This is a genomic window from Candidatus Rickettsia kotlanii, from assembly GCA_030295365.1.
Classification (GTDB): domain Bacteria; phylum Pseudomonadota; class Alphaproteobacteria; order Rickettsiales; family Rickettsiaceae; genus Rickettsia; species Rickettsia kotlanii.
In genome coordinates this window covers 1,031,574-1,054,030 of sequence record AP027062.1, presented here as the reverse complement: position 1 = coordinate 1,054,030, position 22,457 = coordinate 1,031,574, and the positions used below count along the sequence as shown (strand labels likewise).

The following is a 22,457-nucleotide window of genomic DNA, read 5'->3' as shown; positions in this document are numbered from 1 at the left end:
TCATAGGATTAGAGATTGGTGGTAAAGAAAAGGTACACACATATTGAAACTAAGCTGTGCTGCTAAAGACTTAACAAATGAAGCGGAAGCTTTAAAAGTTTTTTCAGGGTTTGATGCTACAACTATTCTGGCCCAAAAAGATAATGCTTTATTACTTGAGAGAGTGGTATCCGGTATTGCCTTAAAAGAATATTCATCAGATAACAGAATTGCTATAGCTTGTTCTGTTATGAGCAAGCTGTACAAGAGCATCTATACCAAAAATGCACCAATCCCCTAATATCAAGGGATCAGCTGAAAGCTTTGGATAAAGAATGGGATTTGCCTAAAACTTACTTACAAAAGGCAAGAAAATTGAGAGATAAACTTCTTCACAATCCTGAACCTCAAATTTTACTTCACGGTGATTTACATCATGAGAATATATTACAAAATGATAAGCAATGGGTAGTCATTTTATTTTATTGCACTACTTCTTTCATCATATATTTCAAAAGCTATGTAAGCTCTTTCCCCTCCTAACATTGCCACATCCATATGCCATATTTTTGGCCACATATCAATAACAACTTTAGGCATTTGATCAGGATCGGATGTAAACTTTGCATAAGTTTGTCCTGGAATAGTAAGAGTGGAAAATTCTTTATCTATATTCTCAAAAGAAGTAACTTCTTTTCCAAGAAAGTAAGTATATTCCCCGGTAGCATCACTCTCATAATTTGTATAAACTGAAAAAACTTTTTTCGGAGTTTTTCTATTTAGGATTTTGTCTTGTAATTGAATATTATCTAACTTTTTTTGAAAAACAAAAAGTCCTTAGTTTATAATATGTTTATTGTGTGAAGTATTGAAATAGCAATAAGACATGGTGGAGCCAGGGGGAGTTGAACCCCCGACCTTTTGAATGCCATTCAAACACTCTACCAACTGAGCTATGACCCCAATATAGTCAATTGATTTGAACTCACTTGCATTGTCACTCGTCGTTCTCCTATTAGTTAGGCTTAACTCCTTGCTCCTGGTGTACAAATCCCACTGACTTGACTATAATTCTCTTATACTATCTTTATACTATAATAATAAAACTAAATCTATAAAATTTAATCTTTATTTTGCTAACAATGCCATAGCATCTCTAGAAGACATTATATTATCTACTAATCCAAATTTTTTTGCTTCTTCCGGTGACATGAAATTATCACGTTCCATACTTTTTTCGATATGTTTTAACTCTTGTCCAGTATGTTTACTATACAATTTGTTAAGTAACCTTTTAATTTTTAGGGTTTCTTGAGCGTGTATTTCTATATCGGTAGCTTGCCCTTTATAACCTCCTGACGGTTGATGGATCATAATACGACTGTGAGGTAAACTATAACGCATCCCCTTCTCGCCCCCGCACAGTAAAAGTGAACCCATAGAACAAGCTTGACCTATGCATAATGTAGCCACTTTAGGTTTTATATATTGCATTGTGTCATAAATCGCAAGACCTGCGGTTACAACCCCTCCGGGGGAATTGATATACATATATATATCTTTTTTAGGATTTTCTGCTTCAAGAAACAATAATTGTGCAACAATTAAGTTTGCCATATGATCTTCAACAGTACTACATACAAAGATTATACGTTCTTTTAGCAATCTTGAATATATATCATAAGCACGTTCACCGCGTGATGTTGGTTCAATTACTATCGGTACATACGACATTAATATTTTCTCCTGAAATTGATGAATTAAGTAGTTTTTCGTCATTACGAGGAGGTTATTGTAATAACCGACGTGGCAATCTCATGAAGTAGCATAAAACTCCTAAGATTGCTTCGTTGAAACTTACAGTTTCTCCTCACAATGACTTATAGATTATTACTTCTTATCTTCTAAAGCATTAGCAAGTATATCTCCCATATTGGTAGTATTATCACTAGAACCATATTCTTTGAGAGCTTTTTGACGTTCTGCTATTTTATGAGTTTTTACCGATAATAAAATTCTACCGGTTGATTTCTCGATAGAAATAACTTTTGCTTCTATTTCTTCGTCTATTTGAAACATTTCAGGCTTCTGCTCGTCTTTTTCATCTGATAGTTCAGTTCTTTTAATAAAACCTGTTACTTTATTGTTTAATAATACTTTGAGTCCCTCATCTTTAACTTCTTTTATAATGGCTTTAACTATTGTGCCTTTTTTATATTCATCACTGATTTCTTGATATGGATTCGGCGACAATTGTTTTATACCTAAACTAACTTGTTCTTTTTCAATATTAATGGCTAGAACTTTGCATTCTATTTCCTCACCTTTTTTGTATGATTTTAATAGATCCGTTCCTTTATCTTCCCAGCTAATATCACCTTCATGAATCATGCCGTCCATATTATTACCGAGTGCAACAAAAATACCGAAATCCGTAATATTTCTAATCGGTGCTTTAATTATAGTACCGACAGGATTATTTTCAGCGAACTTTGTTAAAGGATTTTCTTGGCATTGTTTAATACTTAAAGAAACACGATGCTTTTCAGTATCGACCTCTAAAACTACGAATTCTACTTCTTGCCCTATAGTTAGCGTTTTTTTAGGATTTTGATTAGATTTTAACCAACTAATTTCGCTTGAATGAACAAGTCCCTCAAGCCCGTCTTTTAATTCTATAAATACGCCGTAATCAGCAAAATTTGTAACTTTACCGGTCATTTGTTTACCGACGGGGAATGCTTCTTTAATTGCTTCCCATGGGTTAGAATCAAGTTGTTTTATACCGAGTGATATTCTTTTGGTTTTTTCATCAAACTTAATAACCATTACTTTAACCTTTTGGTTAAATTCTAACACTTCTGAAGGATGGTTAACTCTTCCCCAAGAAATATCGGTTAAATGTAATAAACCGTCAACACTTCCAAGATCGATAAACGCACCGTAATCAGTAATATTTTTTACGGTTCCTTCTAATACCATGCCTTCTTTAATTTTAGATAGCATCTCATCTCTAGCTTCGGAGCGTGATTCTTCTAAAATAGCTCTTCTTGAAACTACTATATTACCAAGCTTTTTATCCATACTTAAAATTTTAAACGGTTGCTTGATATTCATTATAGAAGTAGGATCTTTAATAGGTCTAACGTCAACTTGGCTCCCAGGTAAGAATGCTACTACACCAGATAAATCCACGGTAAAGCCTCCTTTTACACGACCGAAAATCGTACCATCAACAAATTCGCCCTTGGAACACATGATTTCTAATTGTTCCCATAATTCTTCTTTAACTGCTTTTTCACGGCTCAATATCGTTCTGCCGTTACGTCCTTCAATTTTTTCGATGAAAACTTCAACTACGTCCCCAACTTCAGGTAAAGCTAAAAATTCAGACTTAGGTATTCTACCTTCATTTTTTAATCCAACGTCAACAATAATTATATCGTTTTTTATTTCGATTACTTGACCTTTAATTACCGTTTTTTCTTTTATATGACTTGTATCAACGGTTTCAAGCATTTTAGAGAAATCTTCTTCAAATTTGTGATTCATTGCTGCAAGTTGTGGAACAAATCGTTGTTTTAGTTTTATTGACATATTCTTCTCGTAATATTAGCTAAAGTGCTTGGGCTAATAAAATTTTTTTGTAAGGTTAATAAAATTGGATGTTCTTGTATGGCTAAAAAAAGCGTTCTATGTTATTCCAGCGTAGATGGGAATCCAGAAAAAGCGAAACTATTTGAGCTTTTAATATTAAACATTCAGTGTGTTTTGACCTTTTAGTTATTGAATTCCCGTCTACGCGGGGTGGACATACTAGCCATGCAATAACGCCATAAAATCGAATAAAATAACCTAGCACTTTTTCAAGTTATTTTATTCTTTATATAATTTGTTACTTCTTCTACGACTTCCATAGCCGAAAGCTTTGAAGTATCGATAATTAAAGCACCCGAAGCTGGTAATAGCGGTGCAGCTTTTCGCTCTTTATCTCTTTTATCTCGCAAAATTATTTGCCGTAAAATCTCATCAAGTATACATGTTTTTCCTTTTGCTTGCAACTGCTTATATCGTCTTTCCGCCCTAATTTGAGGGTTTGCGGTTATAAAAATCTTTAAATCGGCGTCAGGTGCAACAACGGTGCCTATATCCCTACCCTCCATAATCATTCTAGGTGTTGTTTTTACTAGATTACTCAGATATTTGTTTATATTGTTTCTAATTTCACTTATTATGGCAATTTGCGATGCTATATTTCCTATATTCTCATTCTCTAAGTCAAAATTATTGTCGAGTTTTAATTCTTTAGATAAAGCAATTACCTCATCTATATCAGTAACATCTATGTTTTGACTAATACAGTCAAACGCAAGCTGCCTATAAACAATACTTGACTGAAAATATTTAAGAGCAAATTTCTTGGCCAGTATTAAACCGATAGTCCCTTTACCTGAAGCAGCAGGACCGTCAAGAGAAATAGTGAAATTTTGAGAAAAATTAAAGGCTTTAGTTTTTAAATCCACCATAAAATTATAGACTAAATAATAAAATATTATAAATAATGGAAATAAAGCTTGAAATCTAGTACATTAATGAATTTTAAAAAAAAACAAGGGTTAAAAACTACATATAGATTTAATAATACACCCTCCTATGGGGTAATCAACAAATTAATTTTTTGATTTACAGCTTAAGAAATTAGGAATATGATGTCCGCTTTCCATTCTTGCTATTTGAGCTTGAGAAGTAGACATTTTTAGTAACATCTGCCTGAGTCATATTAGATGCAAGACGAGCCTTTATTAAAGTGCTTGCTATCTCAAATTCCATTTTTTGTTCTTCATAAGTTTTTTTACTTCAGGGTTTTAACTCTTTTTTAAATTCGTCAAAGTTTTTCATTAAAACCTTCCTTTAATCTTAAGTTTTAGCTATTGAAATAGCTGTTTTAGGAGTTTTTTCTGTTTTTTTAATAAATGTATGCAATATAACTATTTTTTTATCCATAGCTAAATAATAGTTCCCAAAGTTTGCCTTCTATATAATCTTTTTAACATATAACTTGAACTAATCAATTGACACTTATCTTAATTGTAAATATTATAAGGTCCATAATTCGATAAAGCCAAAACTACATAAAGATTAAAAAAATTATAAGGGTGATTAGCTCAGTTGGTTAGAGCATTACGTTGACATCGTAAAGGTCGGTGGTTCGAGCCCACTATCACTCACCATTCTCCATTTTTCGGTATTTCTACAAAGGTATCAAATGGCGAACGCAGCATAAAGTAGAGGCTTTTCAGCGTTCAAAGAAAGGTTAGAGAATATCAATTAGATAGATAAATCAATTGAGAATAAAATTTATAAACCTTCGGTAGTTCGGTAGGGTAAATCTCCAAATGGTGACCGTTAATAAATACTCCAGCTTCTTTAGGGTTAGTCTCATAATTAAAATTTATTAATAACTCTTTTCTTGTGTTTTCATAAATTTTATCCGTTAATATACGTTTACCGGCGTTAATTTTTATTTCAACAGCATTCTCCTGCAAAAATTTAACTCCATTTATTCCATATTGATGATGTCTTATTCCTTCCTCCATAGCTTTCTCAAACTGTGGCAGTAAAGAATCAACAGCTTTCTTTATTTTTTCATCAATAATACTATAACAATCTTGACCTTTATATTTACCTATATAAGTAGGTTCAGTATTTTTAATATACCCTTTCTCTGGAATATTCCATGAAGTGATATAATGAGTAATTTTATGACTTAATATATGAAGCTGTTGTTTTTTAAGCTGATAATACTGATAAATTTTTTTGCATCATATTGCTTAAATAATTGATCTAAATCCTCTGCGTTATTAACCTCTCCAAAATCATTTGTAAAAATTTCTTCTTGTTTTTCCTTACTTAACTGGTTTGCATATTCCTTAGCTTTATTTATGTCATTATTAAGTAAAGCAGCATTTATTCCAATTGCTAAAGTTTCTTCATTTTGAGGGGCGTCTTCTAAAACTTTCTCTACATTTTGTAAAACGTTTTGAGCATTTTTAGAAACAAATTCTTTTGCATCTTCTGTTATTAGCGAGATGCTGGCAGCATTAAGGACTTCTGTTATTTCTTCTTTTTTTAATGTGTTTGCATTATAAATTATAGAATTTGGATCAGGAAAAACTGCTAAAGTAGATAAATTTAAACTTTTATAAATAGCAATATCGTTGTTAGGAATGTTATTTAATATATTACGTGCTACATCCAATTGTTTTGTATAAATGGCAACCGAAAGTACAAGTAACTCATCAGTATTATTGACATCAGTTTTTTAAATTATTGTATTTAAATCCTTTGCTAAACGTATTTTTTGTGCAATTTGCCTCTCATCTGAAAGAGTATTATATTTAGCAGTATATTTATAAAGCCCAAAACTTTGAACGTGGTAAGGTAATAAATTTTTAGAATTCATTGTCTCTAATTTTTCATTGGTTATTTAAGTCTCGACCTAATTTTAGTAAAGCTTTAAGGTTACCTTCAGGCATTTTATTTAGTAAATTTTCTATATTTTTTGAATCAGAGTGATAACCAGATAGTCTATAAATTATATATGATTTCTTCCTCTTCAGGTAACCTATCTATTGCACTATTATAATATTTTATAGCAAGTGCTAACTGACCAGTTTTATAATAAACAACCCTTAAGTTATACTGACACCAACCTATATCTTTGGCATTGACTTGATCATCAATCTTTAATAATTTTATCTCCATACTCCATTGATAAAACTGATTGACTAACTCAAATAAAGTATTGGTATAAGCTTTATGAATTTGAAATTCGTATTGGGAATATATTAAATTTAAATCTATATTTGTTTTTGACAATATATCTATAAATAATTTTCTGCTACTTCCACATGGTTATGCATTATACTGTAATGTATAGCAGTGATTATCCCTTGAAGTGTATTAAGTTTTAGGTTTGTTACTTGTGGAATACCCAATTTTTTTGTTATTTTGCTATCTAAAGAGTGTAAAAGAGTTGTTGCTATTTCTGCACTGGCATCTATAGCACTTTTTACATTTTTTAATGGTTCTATTTATTCCTCCACGACAATTAAAGACTTTTTTGATTTACACTCTATTATTTTATTGTGTGACAGTTATAGGATTAAATTTTGAGAATGCTAAAGATTTAGGATTTTTTAATCATAATACTTATTAATAAATAGGCATGTATTATAAAGTAAATCCACTAAAATACTCATTTTTTAATTAAAGTTAATAACTTGAAGCATTTCTATTGGTATTTCACCTTTGCTATTTTAACTCTTAATAAACACCAATTCGTTGTTGGATGAGTGTTTAGTACTAAATGTATGACCTAAATATGAGAAATTCTTAAGCAGCTCAGGTGAGTCAATTAGGTTGTTAGCAATAACCTTGATCATCGCCCCTCGAGCTTTTTTAGCATTTATACCGATTGTTAATAATTTACTGTTCCTATTTTCTTTAAAATGAACGTTAACTAATTGATATTTAAGTTTATTTGGATTTATTACAGATGAATATTCTTGTGATGCTAGGTTGAGTAAATATTTATTTTCCTGTTTAGCAAGAATTTTATTAATATAATTAGTAACTTCATCTTGCCAAAAGTTTGTTAAATTTACTTCATTTAATTTTGTTGCCATTTCTAATCTATACGGCTTAATAGTATCTAGCGGTTTTAAGACTCCGTAAAGTCCTGATATAATAAACAAATGTGATTGCAGGAAATTTAATTCATGATTAGTTAATTTTTCTATATGTATATTATTAAAAACATCTCCTGCATAAGCAAAAATAGCCGCTTTACTCTCTTGATTATCAAAATCCTTAAATCTTTCTTTATTTATATGTGCAAGTTTTGCACTTATATTCATTATTTTCGATAATTGATTCTCAGAATAGCTTTGGAATATAGAAAGTAGTTGATTAGTTAACGTAAGGAACATTGGAGTCGTCAGCTCCATCTTGGGAGCTAACTTCTCGAAATTTAAAGTTTTAGCAGAAGAAATAATAGCGAGCATTTCTACCTAACTGAAGTACTCGGAAGAGAAGAAGTAGTGCTAGCGATATTTCTGTTAGTACTATCAATTGTTTGCATAATTGCATAGCTTGGATCACCATCAAGCTCTACTACTTTTTTGGGTTTCGTAGTTTTTTGACCGGCACAGCCAATTAAAGCTATAGAAGCAAATAAAATTATTAAATATCTTACCATAAATACTTTGTTTTAATTTTACACTTAAGATAGCTACCTATTATTATAATGTCAAGTGAGAGGGAAATTTTATTACCCTACCCTATAACCTTTCAGTAATAGTCTAAAGATTCTTCATAATACTTAAAATCTAATTCTGCATAATTTAAATTAGGTTCATCTTCGCTTCTTTCTATTTCGGGTTCAGTTTTAAGCTTATCATAATTTTTTTTAGTTTTTAAATAATATTCTAAAGTTTCTTCATATTCCCATCTAGGTAGAGGGTGATTATCAGATTCTTTGTCTAAATATATCATTATTGATGATGTTTTTTCCTTTAAAGATTCATTACATAATTCTTCAACAATAGGATAATATTCTTTCTTATTTAGATACTAAAGGCATGATTGTTGATTTACTATCATTTAAGTAATTATATCATACTTCAAAAAAAGAATCATATTTCCCATTATCTATAATATCGTGATATATAAAAAAGTCTATATTAAGTGCTTGAATAATCAACTTCCCATCTAGCGATAATATTTTTTTGAAGAGTTCTAAATCTTCAATATGAAGAACCATGGAAAAAATATTATTATGTAGTACCATGCTTTTTATTATTTGCCACTTCTCTATAGTACTATATTTAGCCCATTCCATAACTTATTTAGTCCTTAAATAAATTTTTAGGCATTTTGTAATAAACCGTATTATAGAATTTTTTGCTTTCAGGAAATTTGCGTTTGTGGATAGAGAAATTACCGAAATTTCTGATTTCGATACGCTTTTGTTCTTTAAGAGATTCGTTTAAATAATCTAAAATTAAATCTACTGAATCTTTAACATCTTCTTTAGAAAGATAATTCAGCTTATCATGTATTTTATCTATTAAATAATTCTTAGTAATCATTATTAAAAAATCGCTTTAATTCCGTTAAAACTATTTCTAAAAAAACTAGGTGCTATACTATCAAACTCTTCAAGTATTATGTCCATTAATTTTGGTTTTGGTTTTAATTGATAATCTTTAACTATTAGATTAACATTAATTTTCTGAACTTCCTGTAACCATTTTAATGCAGTATCTTCCGAGCCTATAGCATCCACAAGCTTTAACTTTAAAGCCTGACGACCTGAATATACTCGTCCATCTGCGAGCTTTTTTACTTCTGCTATAGGAAGATTACGCCTCTCTGAAACAAGTTCAAGGAAGAAATTATAAGTATCTTCTATATTTTCCATAATGGCTACCCGTACTGCTTCTGTCAGTTTTTCAGTAGGATTTGGGACAGCTTTTAATTCACCTGATTTGAAATTATTAAATTTAATCCCCAATTTTTGAGCAAGCTCCGTTACCTCGGCTGTTTGTAGTATTACACCGATTGAACCCGTAATAGTTCCGTTATGGCTGATAATATAATCACCTCCAAGAGAGATTAAATAACCGCCGCTTGTAGCCACTGTTCCCATAACTATCACTACCGGCTTTTTTGCGGATATTTTACGCAGAATATTATAAATTTTTTCAGAGCCGACTACCGTCCCGCCGGGAGAATTTACGTTAACTATTAACGCTTTAATATGAGAATCATCGATTATTTTTTTGAGTTTTTTGTCACGCTTTTCGTCTTCAAGAATTATTTCGTCTATTAATACGGAAGCTATATAGTCTTCATTACTATTAATAGGTAAAACCTTTTTTAGAGCAAAATCTTTACCGACTAGTAAGAATACGATCGCAATTAAAATAATAGCTGCTAGCTTCCAAATTAACAAACGAGATTTTATTTGTCTTCTTTCAATTAAATAATCAGGTGTTATACTCATGATCTTATATACTTTTTTAGAATATTATAGTCAATTCAGACCTATACTGTGACAGGCGAGCCGACGAACAACGAAGCACAATATAGGTATCAATTGACTATAGACCGTTCTTAGAACGTTCAAGACTCTTCATCATCTCAAAAAACTCACCATTAGTTTTAGTATTTTCAAGTTTTTTGAGTAAAAATTCTATTGCTTCACTGCTACCCATCGGATCGATAATACGACGAAGAACCCACATTTTATTTAATATTATTTTATCTACTAATAAATCTTCTTTTCTAGTTCCTGATCTAGTTATATCAATAGCCGGATAAATACGCTTATCGGCAATCTTACGATCTAGAACTATCTCGGAATTACCTGTACCTTTAAACTCCTCAAAAATTACCTCATCCATACGAGAACCGGTTTCAATTAAAGCCGTACCGATTATAGTAAGCGAACCGCCGTTTTCAATATTTCTTGCTGCTCCGAAAAATCTTTTAGGTCTTTGAAGAGCATTAGCATCAACACCGCCCGTTAACACTTTACCTGATGACGGCACTACAGTATTATAAGCACGAGCTAAACGTGTTATCGCATCTACTAAAATTACCACGTCTTTTTTATGTTCTACTAAACGCTTTGCTTTTTTGATAACCATTTCTGCAAGCTGCACGTGCCTACTTGCCGGTTCATCGAAAGTAGAGCTAACAACCTCCCCACGCACGGAACGTTGCATATCGGTTACTTCTTCAGGTCTTTCGTCTATTAACAGTACTATTAAAAATACTTCCGGATTATTGGTTATAATTGCATGTGCTATATTTTGTAATAATACGGTTTTACCTGTACGAGGCGGTGCTACTATTAATGCACGTTGTCCTTTACCCATAGGAGCAACAAGTTCAATAACCCGTGTACTAAAATCCTTACTATCTTTACTATTATTTTCAAGTTCTAATCCTAATTTTTCATCAGGATATAAAGGGGTTAAATTATCAAAATGAACACGATGATAAGCTTTAGAAGGGTCTTCAAAATTTACTCTATTGACTTTCAGTAAAGCAAAATAACGTTCTCCGGCTTTTGGAGCTCTGATCTGACCTTCTACAGTATCGCCGGTACGCAGACCAAAGCGACGAATCTGACTAGGAGAAATATAAATATCATCAGGGCCTGCTAAGTAGTTTACTTCCGGCGAACGTAAAAAACCAAATCCGTCAGGTAGTACTTCAAGTACTCCCTCTCCCACTATTAAACCTCCCTGCTCTACGGATTTTTTCAAAATTGCAAAAACTAATTCTTGTTTAAGTAATGAATTAATATTTTCAACTTTTAGTTCTTCTGCTTGAGCTTGTAGTTCCTCCGGTAATTTACGTTTTAATTGTTTTAAATTAATAATATTACCGTTCTCTGCAAAATTATTATAATTGTTATTGGATTCGGTATTGTTAAGTTCTACTGTGGATTCTTTATTAGTTGTGTTCATTATTTTATTATTAATAGATTATAATTGAAAAGTTGAGTTAGCAATTAAGTTTAAAGGTAAGTAATATACTTATTTAAGTTAGGAATCAAATCAGATTTTTAGAAAGTTTTATTTATTCTTGCGGTTTGAAGAATTATTTATCTTGTTAGCTTATAAGAGCTGGCTATGTATGTAAAAGCATACTAACAACATTAATAGCACATTGTCAATCCAAATCGTCATTGCAAGCAGGTAATCGGTGAATGGTCATTGCGAGAAAATTACAAAGCAATCTTAGAAGTTTAGTTATTATTTCATGAGATTGCCCTGCAGCCTACGGCTGCGTCTCATGACGACTCTGGTAACCTCTTCTCGCAATGACGGATAAATCAATCCACATAACTCTAGCAATCCTTTGATTTTAACAATAACACATTTGTATTAAGTAATGGCATGCATACGTTTTTAAATTCATTTAGTAAGGTCTCGTTGCTTATTTCTTGATTTAATTCGTTGCGTACCGCATCAAATATTTCTCTTAAACTTTTCTCTTCTACCATATATTTAAAAATATATTTAGTGCTTCTAAATATCGACATTGAGATATTAACATTATTTAATATCCCATTATTAATAGTAAAATTAATAGCATTATTTACTGGTGAAGGATTAGATTCCAAATACTCATAAATTTGTTTAGCAAAATTGATAATATTATGGAAGTACGGTATATTATCAAGGTCATCAAGAGAGGCTACACTATCTTTTTGATTTGATACGTAAAATGAATGTTTAATAATATTACCGGTAAGTATTTCGGAAATTGCTTCTCTAGTTACTTTATCCATCTTTTTAACTTTTTGTAAAAGTGAAAAATCTTTTATATAATTTTCCGGTCTTAATAAAATTTTCTCTAAAGGATCAAGATAATCAACAAAATTTAAGCTTGCTTTTTCTACGAATGCATACAACTCAGGAACAGAATAGGCTCTATCCTGTTTGTGCAGGAACATATCATAAACTCCGACATCACCGAAATTTTGGTAATCTGAAAATAACTCCCAACCTCTTTTATACCAGTTAGTAGCAGGCAAATTATTTAGAATTAGCTTCCCGTTCATTACTTCTTCGACACGGTTCTTAGTATCTTTATTTATCATTTTCATTAAATCCTGAATTTGATAAACACCGGTACGTCCGTATTTAGCATATACCATTAAACCCATACCGCCGGTCGGCTTTAAAGAATCTTTTAGATTTTTTAAACCTTCATCAGGATTTGCTAAATGATGAAGCACGCCAGTACAATTTATGTAATCGAATTTTCCAAGTTTTAGATTAGGTATATTTAATATTGAATCATTAATCCATTTAATATTTTTAAGACCTCGTATTTCTGCACGTTTTTGAGCTACTTCCATGCTAGGTTTGCTGAAATCTAGATATATTATTTCGGCATTTTTATCTTTTAACTGTTCAGCAAGATAAATAGTCGAATCACCAGTGCCGCCGCCTGCTATTAAGCATCTAAAATTATTATTAAAATTTTCTTTTCCTTGATATAGAAAATGATTTAATTCTCCTAAGAACTCGCCGCATATTGCAAGTAAACGTTCTTTTTCTTGATTTGGGTCTCTGAAAGGATAAGGATAATCTTGATAATGCTCTTGTACTTCTACTAAGTCTTTAGAAATGGTAGTATTTTTTGTTTTCTTTAAATGGCTCATAAATTATTATTTTTAAAGTTATCATTATATATACTCGTCTATCTACTCTTTTAGCAGTATATCTTTTATAATTAATTGAATAGTATAATTACCTTGCCAATTATTAGTTTTTAACGTTCCTATTGCAGCAATATTTTTTGCTTTAGGGCTTAATAAAACATCTTCAAATACAGTTCCTACCGAATTAAAAGCAATAGCAGATAAGGCTTTATTACCAAATCCTCGCTTATTTGGAACAAGCATGCATTTAATATGCTTACTTCCAACTATATCTGCTTTTAATACAAATAAATTATCGAATTTAAATATAGGCTCATGATTTCCTTGACCGAAAGGCTCTAAAGTGTTTAATTCCTCCACTAAAGGGAAATGCACACTATTAACTGTTAAATCAATATCATACTCCGCATGCTTATAATTTTCTAGTTTATTTATACTAATTCTAAAAGCATTATTAAAAAAATCCTGCAATTCTTGTAATTTTTCAGCAGTTACGGTAAAACCTGCCGCCATAGCATGACCTCCGCCTGCTATTAGCAAATCTTTGCTTTTCGCATTGATAACTTCAGCACCAAAATCAATACCTAAAATAGAACGGCATGAAGCTTTACCAACCCCATCATTTAAAGCTATAACTGCCACCGGCTTATCAAATTTTTCTTTTAATTTGCTGGCGACGATTCCTATAACGCCTTGATGCCATCCTTCTTTTACGATAAATAATAAACTATTATCTTGTTGTGTCAAAGCAATTTCCATCGCTTCTTCTATCATTAATAACTCAATTACCTTACGCTCATTATTATGTTTTTCAAGTTCTTCAGCTAATTTCTTTGCTTCATTAGAACAACTAGTAGATAGGAGATTAGCCCCTAAACTTGACTTTCCTACTCTACCGCCCGCATTGATACGCGGACCTAGAATAAACCCTAAATGATAACATTTTGGTATTTCATTAAGTCCTGCTATATCATATAATGTTTTAATCCCTATATTTTGCATTTGTTGCATTACTTTCAATCCGTTTGCAACAAATGCACGATTTAAGCCTGTTAATTTCATCATATCGCAAACAGTACCAAGAGCCACTAAATCTAGATACTTCATTAGATTAGGCTGAAGCATTGTTTGTGTGAAATAATTTTGCTTTTTTAAATTCGATAATATTGCAGTTGCAAATAAGAAAGCAACTCCTACGGCTGCCAAATGTTTATATTCGCTTTGTTCATCAATACGATTTGGATTTACTATAGCTACTGCACCCGGTAATATTTCCGTAGCTATATGATGATCGATTACTATAACATCAAGGTTAACGTCTTTTGCGTATTTTAGGGCTTCATGTGCCATAGCACCGCAATCAACCGTAATTAATAATTCTGTGCCGTTATCTTTAATTTTTTGCATAGCAAAAGGAGTTGGACCGTATCCTTCAGCTATACGATCAGGAACATAAATATCACATAGTATATTTAAATCTCTAAAAATATTTTTAAGTAAAGCGGCTGAAGTAGCACCGTCTACATCATAATCGGCAAAGATACATATTTTTTGGTTATTTAAAATAGCTGTAACGGTTCTATCTACAGCCTTTTCCATATCAAGTAGATGAAAAGGATCAGGTAATAAATTTTTGATTTTCGGTATCAAGAAATTTTCTGCTTCCTCTAGATTATTTACTCTTAATGATACTATCCTAGCAAGTAAATCACTAATTTTGAAACTACAACATAACTCAGTGACTATATCTTCGTTAATCAGTTTCTGCTGCCAGATTTTACCGTTTATAGATGCTTGTGGTTTCATTTGTTTATTAGGCTGTATTGTTGCTGTATATCGTCATTGTGATTAGGCACGGGCTGACATAGGTGAAATTGATCTATGCGACAATGCCTAATCACAATGACGATATACACTTATATCTCCAAAAGTTTTTTAGCTTCATCATCTGCAATTAAAGCTTCAACAAACTCATCTAATTGTCCGTTTTTAACTACTTCGTCTATCTTATAAAGTGTTAAGTTTATTCTATGGTCGGATACTCTTCCCTGTGGGAAATTATAAGTACGTATCCGCTCCGAACGATCTCCCGAACCTACCTGCCCTCTTCTGCTATCGGCTCTTTCTTGTTCCTTTTTACGTCGTGCTTCTTCATAAATTCTAGCACGTAGAATTTTTAACGCCTTTGCTTTATTTTTATGCTGTGACTTCTCATCTTGCAAGGCTACGGTAATACCGGTAGGGATATGAGTTATACGTACGGCAGAATCGGTAGTATTAACGTGCTGTCCACCAGCCCCTGAAGCTCTATAAGTATCGATCCTTAAGTCTTTATCTTCAATTTTAATATCAACCTCTTCAGCTTCAGGAAGTACTGCAACCGTTGCTGCTGAAGTATGAATACGTCCTTGTGATTCCGTTTCCGGTACTCTCTGTACTCTATGAACGCCTGACTCAAATTTGAGCTTCGAAAATACATCTTTGCCTTTTATTGACGCCGATGCTTCTTTATAACCGCCTATTCCCGTATCAGAAATTGCTAATATCTCAAAACGCCATCCTTTTAACTCAGCATATCTTTGATACATATTAAAAAGTACGGCAGCAAAAAGTGCAGCTTCTTCTCCGCCGCTTCCTGCTCTCACTTCAATAATAGCACTTTTACTATCCGCATCATCTTTCGGTAATAAAGCAATTTTTACGGCTCTTTCAAGTTTTGGTAACGAATTTTCAAGAGTGTGTATTTCGTCTTCAATCATTTCTAAAGTGGCATTATCAAGCCCCACTTCTAGCTTAAAATTATTTGCTTCTTCAAGCTCAGATTTAGCCTTATTATATTCTTTAATTTTTGCTACAACATCTTCAAGTTCTGCATATTCTTTAGATGCCTTAACAAACTCGTCTCCCATAATGCCGGAAGATAGTTTGTTGCCTAAATTTTCATATTTATCTAAAATTTTTGCTAAATTATCTGAAAAACGCATGTTATTTTATTGTGATTTATTTATGGGTAAGATTTCAACGTTATTGCGAGAAGAAACTGAAAGTTTCGACGAAGGAATCTCAGAATATGTGACGAGATTGCCACGTAGCCTATGGCTGCTCGCAATGACGACTTATATCAACATCAAACAACATCAAAGCGGGACGCTCTATAAACTTTTTAAATGCTGCCAAGAACTCAGCACCGATTGCTCCGTCTACTACTCGGTGATCGGCAGAAAGAGTTACATCCATAATTGTTGCTATAGTTATTTGATCATTCTTGACTATAGCACGTTTTGTACTAGCTCCGACGCCCATTATACAACTTTGTGGTGGGTTAATTATAGCATTGAAATTTTTAATACCGTACATACCGAGGTTAGAAATGGTAAACCCTCCACCCTGAAATTCTTCGGGGGTTAATTTATTATCTTTTGCTTTTTTTATTAATTCTTTCATTTCACGAGATAGTTCTAGAATGTTTTTTTGATTGGCATTTTTAACTATCGGCGTAACAAGCCCGTTCTCAATTGCTACCGCTACTGAAATATCAACATTATTGTAGTATTCAATTGCATCTTCTCCCCAGCTAGCATTGGCATTTGGCACTTCTTGTAAAGCTTTGGCTGCTGCTAAAATAATAAAATCATTAACCGATATCCTTGTTGATTTATCTTCAGAAAAAGATTTATTAATGTCTTCTCTTATATCTAACAATTTATCGACATTACATTCTATAGATAAATAAAAATGTGGAACTGTTTGTTTAGATTTAAGCAGACGCTTGGCTATAATCTTGCGGATATTATTATTTGGTACTAAACGATATTCTTCAGGATTTCTGCTAACTATTTTATTATGAGCAGTGCTAGGAGTACATGATAAGATATCTCGTTTGATTATTCTACCGTGCGGACCGCTACCTTTCACGCTCTCAAGTCTAATATTTCCCATTTTGGCAAGTCTTTTTGCAAGCGGTGAGGCGAATATTTTACTAGTATCATGTTTTATTACTGTCACCTGTTCTTCTACATTAGCTATACTCTCATGGGGTTTCGGAAGATTAGCATCTGTTTTCGGTGACGGTGATACACTATTATTTTTTGCAATAAACGCATCAATGTCCGTTTTTTCTTCTCCCTCTTCACTTAACACGGCAATTAAAGAGTTAACAGGTACATTTTGACTATTTTGTGGAATAACTATTTTGGCAAGTATACCTTCGTCTACTGCTTCTACTTCCATCGTTGCTTTATCGGTTTCAATTTCAGCAATTACTTCTCCAGGATTAACTTTGTCCCCTTCTTTTTTTAACCACCTAGCTAGATTTCCTTCCGTCATAGTTGGAGATAAAGCAGGCATTAAAATTTTAATCGGCATAACTTGATTTAGATTTGATTTTTTATTGTTGTTATTACATGTCATTGCGAGGAGAAGCAACGCCTCGACGCGGCAACCTCATGAAACAGTAAAATTCCTGAGATTACCACACTATCTACGTTCGTGTGCAATGACGATTTGAGTAGCTATTGCACCTTAATACTAGGGCTAACGATCATTATCATCTGCTTACCTTCTATTTTAGCATGCTGATCAATTTTAATAAGTCCTTCGAGCCTTACTTCTATACGTTTAAATAGTTCTTGACCGACCTCTTTATGAAGAATCTCTCGTCCCTTAAACCATAAAGAAATTTTTACTTTATCCCCGTTTTTTAAAAATTCTTTTATTTTTCTTAACTTAGTTTCAAAATCACCTATACTAATATTAGGTTTAAATTTCATTTCTTTAAGTACGACAATTTTTTGCTTTTTGCGTGCTTCATGCAAACGTTTTTTGCTTTCGTACTTAAACTTACCAAAATCTAGAATTTTACAGACAGGGGGTACAGCATTCGGTGATATCTCGACTAAGTCAAGACCAGCTCTTTCCGCCATATCTAATGCTTCTTTAATATTTACGACGCCGTACATTGTGCCGTTTACGCCTACTAAACGAACTTCTCTAGCTCTGATTTCTCTATTAGCCTTAGGAAAATTATTTTTAGAAATAAAACTTCTCCGTATTATGTTTATAAATAAATATATATTGCATTTAACTTATTTTATTTAAAATTACAAGTAAATAAAATATTTTATCTTTAATTTTTATTTAGAAAGTTTTAAAAAAATTAAAACTACAAGGCAAATTCCAAATATTAATAAACAGATTCGTGTTAATTTAGCGACTCTTTCCTGTATTTTCAAGTTTTTTAAGTCTATAGCATGCTTATGAGCTTGTTCTTGCTGTGCCATATGCATTAATTCCTGTAAAGTACCGGGATAAATACTCTCATACTCACTGATTAAATCAATTGGTGGTAATATACGTTCAAATTTTTTACAGTAAAAATTATTATGAGGTTCGTTTACACTAAAAGTCTTAGCATAACCTTTATTTAATCTATTATTTTTGTTAAAAAAACGTTTAGTCTCTTTCATGTTCCTTTTTTATTTTTTGAAATGTATATAATATATTACTTTCAACTATTTTAAAATAATCAATTAATTGCGTTTCTTTTTTTTTTTGTTGTTTGGAGCTTTTCATATTTATTATATTCTTTAGCTCTGCATATACTAATTTTATAAAACTTTGTTTCATTGATTATACTAAATTTATAAAACCTGTTTTTGGTATTAGCGGTTCGTCCCTAAAATTTATAGCATTATTAAATTTATTGCAACAGGTTATAAAATTTTTATCACATCCGGCAGTAATTTTTACTTCCTCTGCATCTTTAACATAATCTGGTATAATATCCTCTAATATAATTAAATCACCGAAATTGCTTAGAACTTTAATGTTAAAACGATTTTCGCTGAATATAATTTGACCGCCGTTATAATAGCTGTTTTCTTTATCTAAATCTAGTATTCTTAAACTTTCCTTGAGCATTTCTTTAACCTGTTGTCGTAATGCCGTTTTCCTCAAAAATACCTTCAATGATTATATGGTTTTGTGCGGGATCGTTAAATTCCGCTTCTTTTAAATCTAAGTCGGAATTCGGTAAAAAACTCTCTCTTCACTTTTTATAGCATGATCGCTATTTGTTAAGTTTAGTGCCTCACTGCTAGCTCGCTTAATTTGAAAACAATAAACAAAATTCGTAAGCTTTGTAATTACCTCTTCAATCGCAATACTCATATAATCCCCTCCACTAACTCTATGTTGGATAACGCTATAGAACCATCATTACAATAAGAATATTCAAAACGATCTATTATTAGATAACTCGTTCGTAAGGAGCAATAGGATCGCTATATATCTTCCTTAGCTGAAATTTATTTAAATTACCATTCCTTTTAGCAATAACTTCGTTAATTCCTCTATAATCTGCATAATTCCTAAATTTCAAAGCAAAATTACTTCCACGTCTTGCTTTAAAAAAGCTATTAAATTGCTCAAATTCCATACTGCTAACCTTGCATTTTTAATTAAATATTTCTAACTCGTTAATTGCGAAAGGATCTTCACTATTTTGCTGTTGACATATTTCAATAGTTTTTACGTGAGTAACAACACTTGGTTTGAGAAATTTTTCATTAATACTTACTGACAATAAGGAGGTATTTATACATTTTCCATGCTTAAGTTCTCTTCCGACTAAGATCATAATATCTCTAAATTGTGTTATATTTATATTTTGAAGTTCATAATTAGGCATTTTTTTATTACTTCGTTACATAATCCTACTAAACCTTCACATGCTTATTACCCGTAAATAATGTACATTTAAAAGCTTTTTCAATTTTACAAAAATCTTGCATTAATGTACTAATGTTATTAGAAGAAAGTTTTTTAAATCCGTTTAATTGCTCATATGCATTTGTTAAAAACGCTTGAGACAGATAACTTGGATTGTTATTTTCTTGGAGCATATATTTATTACCTTGTTAAATTGGAGCTTAAGTAGAAGCTAACAAAATTAAATCTACAATTTAAATTTAGTAATATTTTTGCTCAATAAAAGTTCAGCAGTAGAAAAAGAGATTATTTGTTTGGAAGGTAGTTGCAATATTATTCTGCCAGTATTATCGATATCTTTAAAAAGACCGGTTACTATATCATTTTGATATTTAACGCTAATATTTTCATATAACTTATAAGCATGTTCTAACCATTTTATTCTAATAAAAGGAAAACCATTATTATGCCAAATTTGATAATATTCTTCAAAATTTTCTATTAATATCTCAAGTAAAGCTTGTGGTTCTATAGGTGGTAGATTTTCGCTTATTAAGCTAGTAGTAGGTTGGTCGATATTATCAGGGTGATAGGTAATATTAATGCCGATACCGATAATAAGGTAATAATTATTTTCTACTTTAACAGATTCAAGAAGTATACCGGCAATTTTCCGACCATTCATTAATACATCATTGGGCCATTTTAATTGTATAATGTTATTTTCGTTCCTTATGTCATTCCCGCTTTCGCGGGAATGACATAAGGAACTATGGGAGTGATATAAAGAGGTTATACTATCATAAACACTAAGTGCCGTAACAAAAGATAATTGCGGCAATAATGCTAGCTCTTTATCAGGCTTTATTAGTAAACTTACATGTAAGTTACCTGACCTAGATTGCCAGTGTTTGCCGCTTCTACCACGTCCATTAGTTTGAGATTTGGCAAGTACTGCATAGTTTGAATCAACTTTAGCATTCTGAGCTATTTTCATAGCCTCAGAGTTTGTACTTTCTAGCTTGTCAAAAACAATTAGTTTAAATTTACTAATATTCATTTTTTTAGTAGCCGTCAAGGCGAGCTTTGTTGCATGGCTTGGAAAATCAGCTCGATGTCATTCCTGCGAAAGCAGGAATGACATAAAAACACCTAACTCACCCCCTATTGACATGACTTGTAGCTACACTATGTTTGTTTTAAATTTTTGGTGCTGCGCTTTTACTCTTAGTTATAAAACTTGCTAAAGCTTGTTTAGTAAATTTAAACTTAGCAATATTTTCATCAAAGGTTTTTTAGTTTTATCAAATCTTACATCTTTATTTTTATCTATTCCAAATACCTAAATGAAACTATCTTTTATTTTAATTGAAGCAGCAGTATCACTTAAGGTATACAATAAAGCGTTCAATGAGTTTGTATCAGTTTTTAGTGTATTATTACGACTAGTTGCAGCAATAATTACATATTTTTAAGCTTTCCATTTGATTCTTTTTCGTTTAATGCTCCGGCTTTACAAAATGATAATAACATCTTTGCTTTATCATCATGATTTTCAATAACTCCTTCTTGCTATTTAGAAGTATTATTTTCTTTTGACAGAATAAACATTTCTAACAATTTAGTGCCAAATGTTTTATGTAGATTTTTATTATCATAAACTTCATAAACATTTAGTAGAAATTTTTGATGGTCAAATATTTTATCTACTTCTTTGCCAAGGGCATGATTATTCAAATGTTCTCTAGTTTGACAATATACTTTAATATGCAAATAATCAGAATATTTTTTGTGCATCTTTGAAATCCAAAGTATCTATTCCGACAGTATCTAAAACAACTTCTTCTACTTTTGCAAGCGTCTTAAATAATATATCAGCTAAAAACTTTACGATATCACTTGGGCTTTCAAATTTTTTTGCACTCTATATATAGTAATATTTGCATCAGCTTCCATACCCGTTTGCTTTTTAGCTAAGGTAACCTCCTCAATATTATCAGTTACTGCTAATTCTAAATCCTTATACTGCACTGGATCGTATTTTCGCAGTAACGCTATTATATCCTTAAAATATATTTTACCGCCTTTATTTAACTGTACTATAATCAGCAAAAAATCCTTTTTTTCCAAGTAAAGTTTGCAGATTTGTATTTTTAGAAATTTCTGCAAATCGCTCAGGTGGTGTCCCAAGAGCTACCACTGTGGCAGTTATAGCACCAGCGGAAGAACCTGCTACTGTCTTGACATTAGCTAAAATACCAGCTGTTTTTGCTGCCTCATAAGCTCCGGAATATATTGCTCCCTTAGCTCCTCCACTAAAAGCTATATATTCGATAGGAGCTTTTTGTGCTTGCTCTAACCCCTGCAATGTTTTTGTTTGATTGCTAGAAGATTGTTGAATTTTTTTAGGTCTTTTAATTCCTCTAATATATCAGATTGCTCATTAACTACAGGAGTTTTTGACTCTTGCTTCAGATTATTAATAATAGGATGTTTTCTTACCTTTATATCAGTCATAGTT

The 22,457-nt window shown here is 31.7% G+C and carries 29 protein-coding genes, 2 tRNA genes and 3 pseudogenes; 3 read left to right on the top strand and 31 right to left on the bottom strand.

Annotated features, from left to right (window positions below; translation table 11 throughout):
* The first annotated feature begins 43 nt into the window (after positions 1 to 43).
* Positions 44 to 280 carry a hypothetical protein gene (locus tag QUD19_RS05780; protein WP_498807915.1) on the top strand — a complete coding sequence of 79 codons (237 nt, stop codon included), beginning with the start codon at positions 44 to 46 and terminating at the stop codon, positions 278 to 280.
* Positions 220 to 522, top strand: a complete 303-nt coding sequence (locus tag QUD19_RS05775) for an aminoglycoside phosphotransferase family protein (protein ID WP_498807913.1) — start codon at positions 220 to 222, stop codon at positions 520 to 522. Before QUD19_RS05780 ends, QUD19_RS05775 begins: the two co-directional genes overlap by 61 nt.
* Here QUD19_RS05775 and QUD19_RS05770 read toward each other — a convergent pair.
* The 7 genes and pseudogenes from QUD19_RS05770 to QUD19_RS05740 all read right to left on the bottom strand — a co-directional run bounded on the left by QUD19_RS05770 (position 457) and on the right by QUD19_RS05740 (position 4,983).
* Entirely contained in the window at positions 457 to 765 is a 309-nt protein-coding gene (locus QUD19_RS05770; RefSeq protein WP_498808697.1) for a GyrI-like domain-containing protein, read from the bottom strand. The two genes, QUD19_RS05775 and QUD19_RS05770, sit on opposite strands and share 66 nt — an antisense overlap.
* 101 nt (positions 766 to 866) lie before the next feature.
* A tRNA-Ala gene (locus tag QUD19_RS05765) sits at positions 867 to 942 on the bottom strand.
* A 165-nt stretch (positions 943 to 1,107) separates the two neighbouring features.
* Positions 1,108 to 1,713 carry an ATP-dependent Clp endopeptidase proteolytic subunit ClpP gene (clpP, locus tag QUD19_RS05760; RefSeq protein ID WP_498808695.1) on the bottom strand — a complete coding sequence of 202 codons (606 nt, stop codon included), beginning with the start codon at positions 1,711 to 1,713 and terminating at the stop codon, positions 1,108 to 1,110.
* Positions 1,714 to 1,869: 156 nt separating this feature from the next.
* Positions 1,870 to 3,576, bottom strand: a complete 1,707-nt coding sequence (locus QUD19_RS05755; RefSeq protein ID WP_498807911.1) for a 30S ribosomal protein S1 — start codon at positions 3,574 to 3,576, stop codon at positions 1,870 to 1,872.
* Positions 3,577 to 3,845: 269 nt separating this feature from the next.
* On the bottom strand, positions 3,846 to 4,505 hold the full coding sequence (gene cmk / locus QUD19_RS05750; protein ID WP_498807910.1) for a (d)CMP kinase: 660 nt from the start codon (positions 4,503 to 4,505) through the stop codon (positions 3,846 to 3,848).
* 125 nt (positions 4,506 to 4,630) lie between these two features.
* Positions 4,631 to 4,878, bottom strand: a pseudogene (locus tag QUD19_RS05745) (helix-turn-helix domain-containing protein).
* An 18-nt stretch (positions 4,879 to 4,896) separates the two neighbouring features.
* Positions 4,897 to 4,983: a type II toxin-antitoxin system RelE/ParE family toxin gene (locus QUD19_RS05740; protein ID WP_201766281.1), complete on the bottom strand. Its 87-nt coding sequence runs from the start codon at positions 4,981 to 4,983 to the stop codon at positions 4,897 to 4,899.
* Positions 4,984 to 5,133: 150 nt separating this feature from the next.
* Between QUD19_RS05740 and QUD19_RS05735 the strand changes: the two genes are divergently transcribed.
* Positions 5,134 to 5,210 (top strand) — tRNA-Val (locus QUD19_RS05735).
* 93 nt (positions 5,211 to 5,303) lie between these two features.
* Here the strand turns inward: QUD19_RS05735 and QUD19_RS05730 are convergent.
* The 24 genes and pseudogenes from QUD19_RS05730 to QUD19_RS05615 form a co-directional block, all read right to left on the bottom strand.
* On the bottom strand, positions 5,304 to 5,576 hold the full coding sequence (locus tag QUD19_RS05730; RefSeq protein WP_498807908.1) for a hypothetical protein: 273 nt from the start codon (positions 5,574 to 5,576) through the stop codon (positions 5,304 to 5,306).
* Between the two features lie 170 nt (positions 5,577 to 5,746).
* Positions 5,747 to 6,238, bottom strand: coding sequence for a hypothetical protein (locus QUD19_RS05725; protein ID WP_498807906.1), 492 nt, complete (start codon positions 6,236 to 6,238; stop codon positions 5,747 to 5,749).
* A 63-nt stretch (positions 6,239 to 6,301) separates the two neighbouring features.
* Positions 6,302 to 6,442: a hypothetical protein gene (locus QUD19_RS05720; protein WP_498807904.1), complete on the bottom strand. Its 141-nt coding sequence runs from the start codon at positions 6,440 to 6,442 to the stop codon at positions 6,302 to 6,304.
* Between the two features lie 125 nt (positions 6,443 to 6,567).
* Entirely contained in the window at positions 6,568 to 6,858 is a 291-nt protein-coding gene (locus QUD19_RS05715; protein WP_498807903.1) for a hypothetical protein, read from the bottom strand.
* 440 nt (positions 6,859 to 7,298) lie between these two features.
* Positions 7,299 to 8,045 (bottom strand): YaaA family protein, encoded by a 747-nt coding sequence (locus tag QUD19_RS05710; protein ID WP_498807901.1) that lies wholly within the window; start codon positions 8,043 to 8,045, stop codon positions 7,299 to 7,301.
* A gap of 2 nt (positions 8,046 to 8,047) precedes the next feature.
* Positions 8,048 to 8,239 (bottom strand): hypothetical protein, encoded by a 192-nt coding sequence (locus QUD19_RS05705; RefSeq protein ID WP_498807899.1) that lies wholly within the window; start codon positions 8,237 to 8,239, stop codon positions 8,048 to 8,050.
* 92 nt (positions 8,240 to 8,331) lie between these two features.
* Entirely contained in the window at positions 8,332 to 8,535 is a 204-nt protein-coding gene (locus QUD19_RS05700) for a hypothetical protein (protein ID WP_498807897.1), read from the bottom strand.
* A 121-nt stretch (positions 8,536 to 8,656) separates the two neighbouring features.
* Positions 8,657 to 8,881: a hypothetical protein gene (locus tag QUD19_RS05695; protein WP_498808715.1), complete on the bottom strand. Its 225-nt coding sequence runs from the start codon at positions 8,879 to 8,881 to the stop codon at positions 8,657 to 8,659.
* A 7-nt stretch (positions 8,882 to 8,888) separates the two neighbouring features.
* The gene (locus QUD19_RS05690; RefSeq protein WP_498807895.1) at positions 8,889 to 9,131 is read right to left on the bottom strand and encodes an HU family DNA-binding protein; all 243 of its coding nucleotides are present in this window, start codon (positions 9,129 to 9,131) and stop codon (positions 8,889 to 8,891) included.
* A gap of 2 nt (positions 9,132 to 9,133) precedes the next feature.
* Entirely contained in the window at positions 9,134 to 10,048 is a 915-nt protein-coding gene (gene sppA / locus QUD19_RS05685) for a signal peptide peptidase SppA (RefSeq protein ID WP_498807893.1), read from the bottom strand.
* A gap of 97 nt (positions 10,049 to 10,145) precedes the next feature.
* The gene (gene rho, locus QUD19_RS05680; protein ID WP_498807892.1) at positions 10,146 to 11,522 is read right to left on the bottom strand and encodes a transcription termination factor Rho; all 1,377 of its coding nucleotides are present in this window, start codon (positions 11,520 to 11,522) and stop codon (positions 10,146 to 10,148) included.
* A gap of 383 nt (positions 11,523 to 11,905) precedes the next feature.
* The gene (locus tag QUD19_RS05675) at positions 11,906 to 13,228 is read right to left on the bottom strand and encodes a class I SAM-dependent methyltransferase (RefSeq protein WP_498807891.1); all 1,323 of its coding nucleotides are present in this window, start codon (positions 13,226 to 13,228) and stop codon (positions 11,906 to 11,908) included.
* Positions 13,229 to 13,270: 42 nt separating this feature from the next.
* Positions 13,271 to 15,034, bottom strand: coding sequence for a single-stranded-DNA-specific exonuclease RecJ (gene recJ, locus QUD19_RS05670; RefSeq protein WP_498807890.1), 1,764 nt, complete (start codon positions 15,032 to 15,034; stop codon positions 13,271 to 13,273).
* Positions 15,035 to 15,144: 110 nt separating this feature from the next.
* A complete protein-coding gene (gene prfA / locus QUD19_RS05665; RefSeq protein WP_392506529.1) occupies positions 15,145 to 16,212 on the bottom strand; it encodes a peptide chain release factor 1 in 1,068 nt (355 codons plus the stop codon).
* Between the two features lie 109 nt (positions 16,213 to 16,321).
* Complete coding sequence (locus QUD19_RS05660) at positions 16,322 to 17,593, bottom strand: pyruvate dehydrogenase complex dihydrolipoamide acetyltransferase (protein ID WP_498808694.1); 1,272 nt, start codon at positions 17,591 to 17,593, stop codon at positions 16,322 to 16,324.
* Positions 17,594 to 17,739: 146 nt separating this feature from the next.
* A complete protein-coding gene (infC, locus tag QUD19_RS05655; RefSeq protein ID WP_498808693.1) occupies positions 17,740 to 18,228 on the bottom strand; it encodes a translation initiation factor IF-3 in 489 nt (162 codons plus the stop codon).
* 132 nt (positions 18,229 to 18,360) lie between these two features.
* Positions 18,361 to 18,693, bottom strand: a complete 333-nt coding sequence (locus tag QUD19_RS05650; RefSeq protein WP_498807888.1) for a DUF2335 domain-containing protein — start codon at positions 18,691 to 18,693, stop codon at positions 18,361 to 18,363.
* Positions 18,680 to 18,853, bottom strand: coding sequence for a hypothetical protein (locus QUD19_RS05645; protein ID WP_498807886.1), 174 nt, complete (start codon positions 18,851 to 18,853; stop codon positions 18,680 to 18,682). Before QUD19_RS05645 ends, QUD19_RS05650 begins: the two co-directional genes overlap by 14 nt.
* A 3-nt stretch (positions 18,854 to 18,856) precedes the next feature.
* Entirely contained in the window at positions 18,857 to 19,147 is a 291-nt protein-coding gene (locus QUD19_RS05640) for a phage BR0599 family protein (protein WP_498808692.1), read from the bottom strand.
* A 96-nt stretch (positions 19,148 to 19,243) separates the two neighbouring features.
* The gene (locus tag QUD19_RS05635; RefSeq protein ID WP_498807884.1) at positions 19,244 to 19,396 is read right to left on the bottom strand and encodes a hypothetical protein; all 153 of its coding nucleotides are present in this window, start codon (positions 19,394 to 19,396) and stop codon (positions 19,244 to 19,246) included.
* Positions 19,393 to 19,687, bottom strand: a pseudogene (locus tag QUD19_RS05630) (hypothetical protein). Before QUD19_RS05630 ends, QUD19_RS05635 begins: the two are co-directional and overlap by 4 nt.
* Entirely contained in the window at positions 19,683 to 19,916 is a 234-nt protein-coding gene (locus QUD19_RS05625) for a hypothetical protein (protein ID WP_498807883.1), read from the bottom strand. The pseudogene QUD19_RS05630 and the gene QUD19_RS05625 overlap by 5 nt, the downstream one beginning before the upstream one ends.
* A gap of 267 nt (positions 19,917 to 20,183) precedes the next feature.
* Positions 20,184 to 20,996: a biotin--[acetyl-CoA-carboxylase] ligase gene (locus QUD19_RS05620; protein WP_498807881.1), complete on the bottom strand. Its 813-nt coding sequence runs from the start codon at positions 20,994 to 20,996 to the stop codon at positions 20,184 to 20,186.
* A 139-nt stretch (positions 20,997 to 21,135) separates the two neighbouring features.
* Positions 21,136 to 22,453: pseudogene (locus tag QUD19_RS05615) on the bottom strand (patatin-like phospholipase family protein).
* Positions 22,454 to 22,457: the final 4 nt, after the last annotated feature.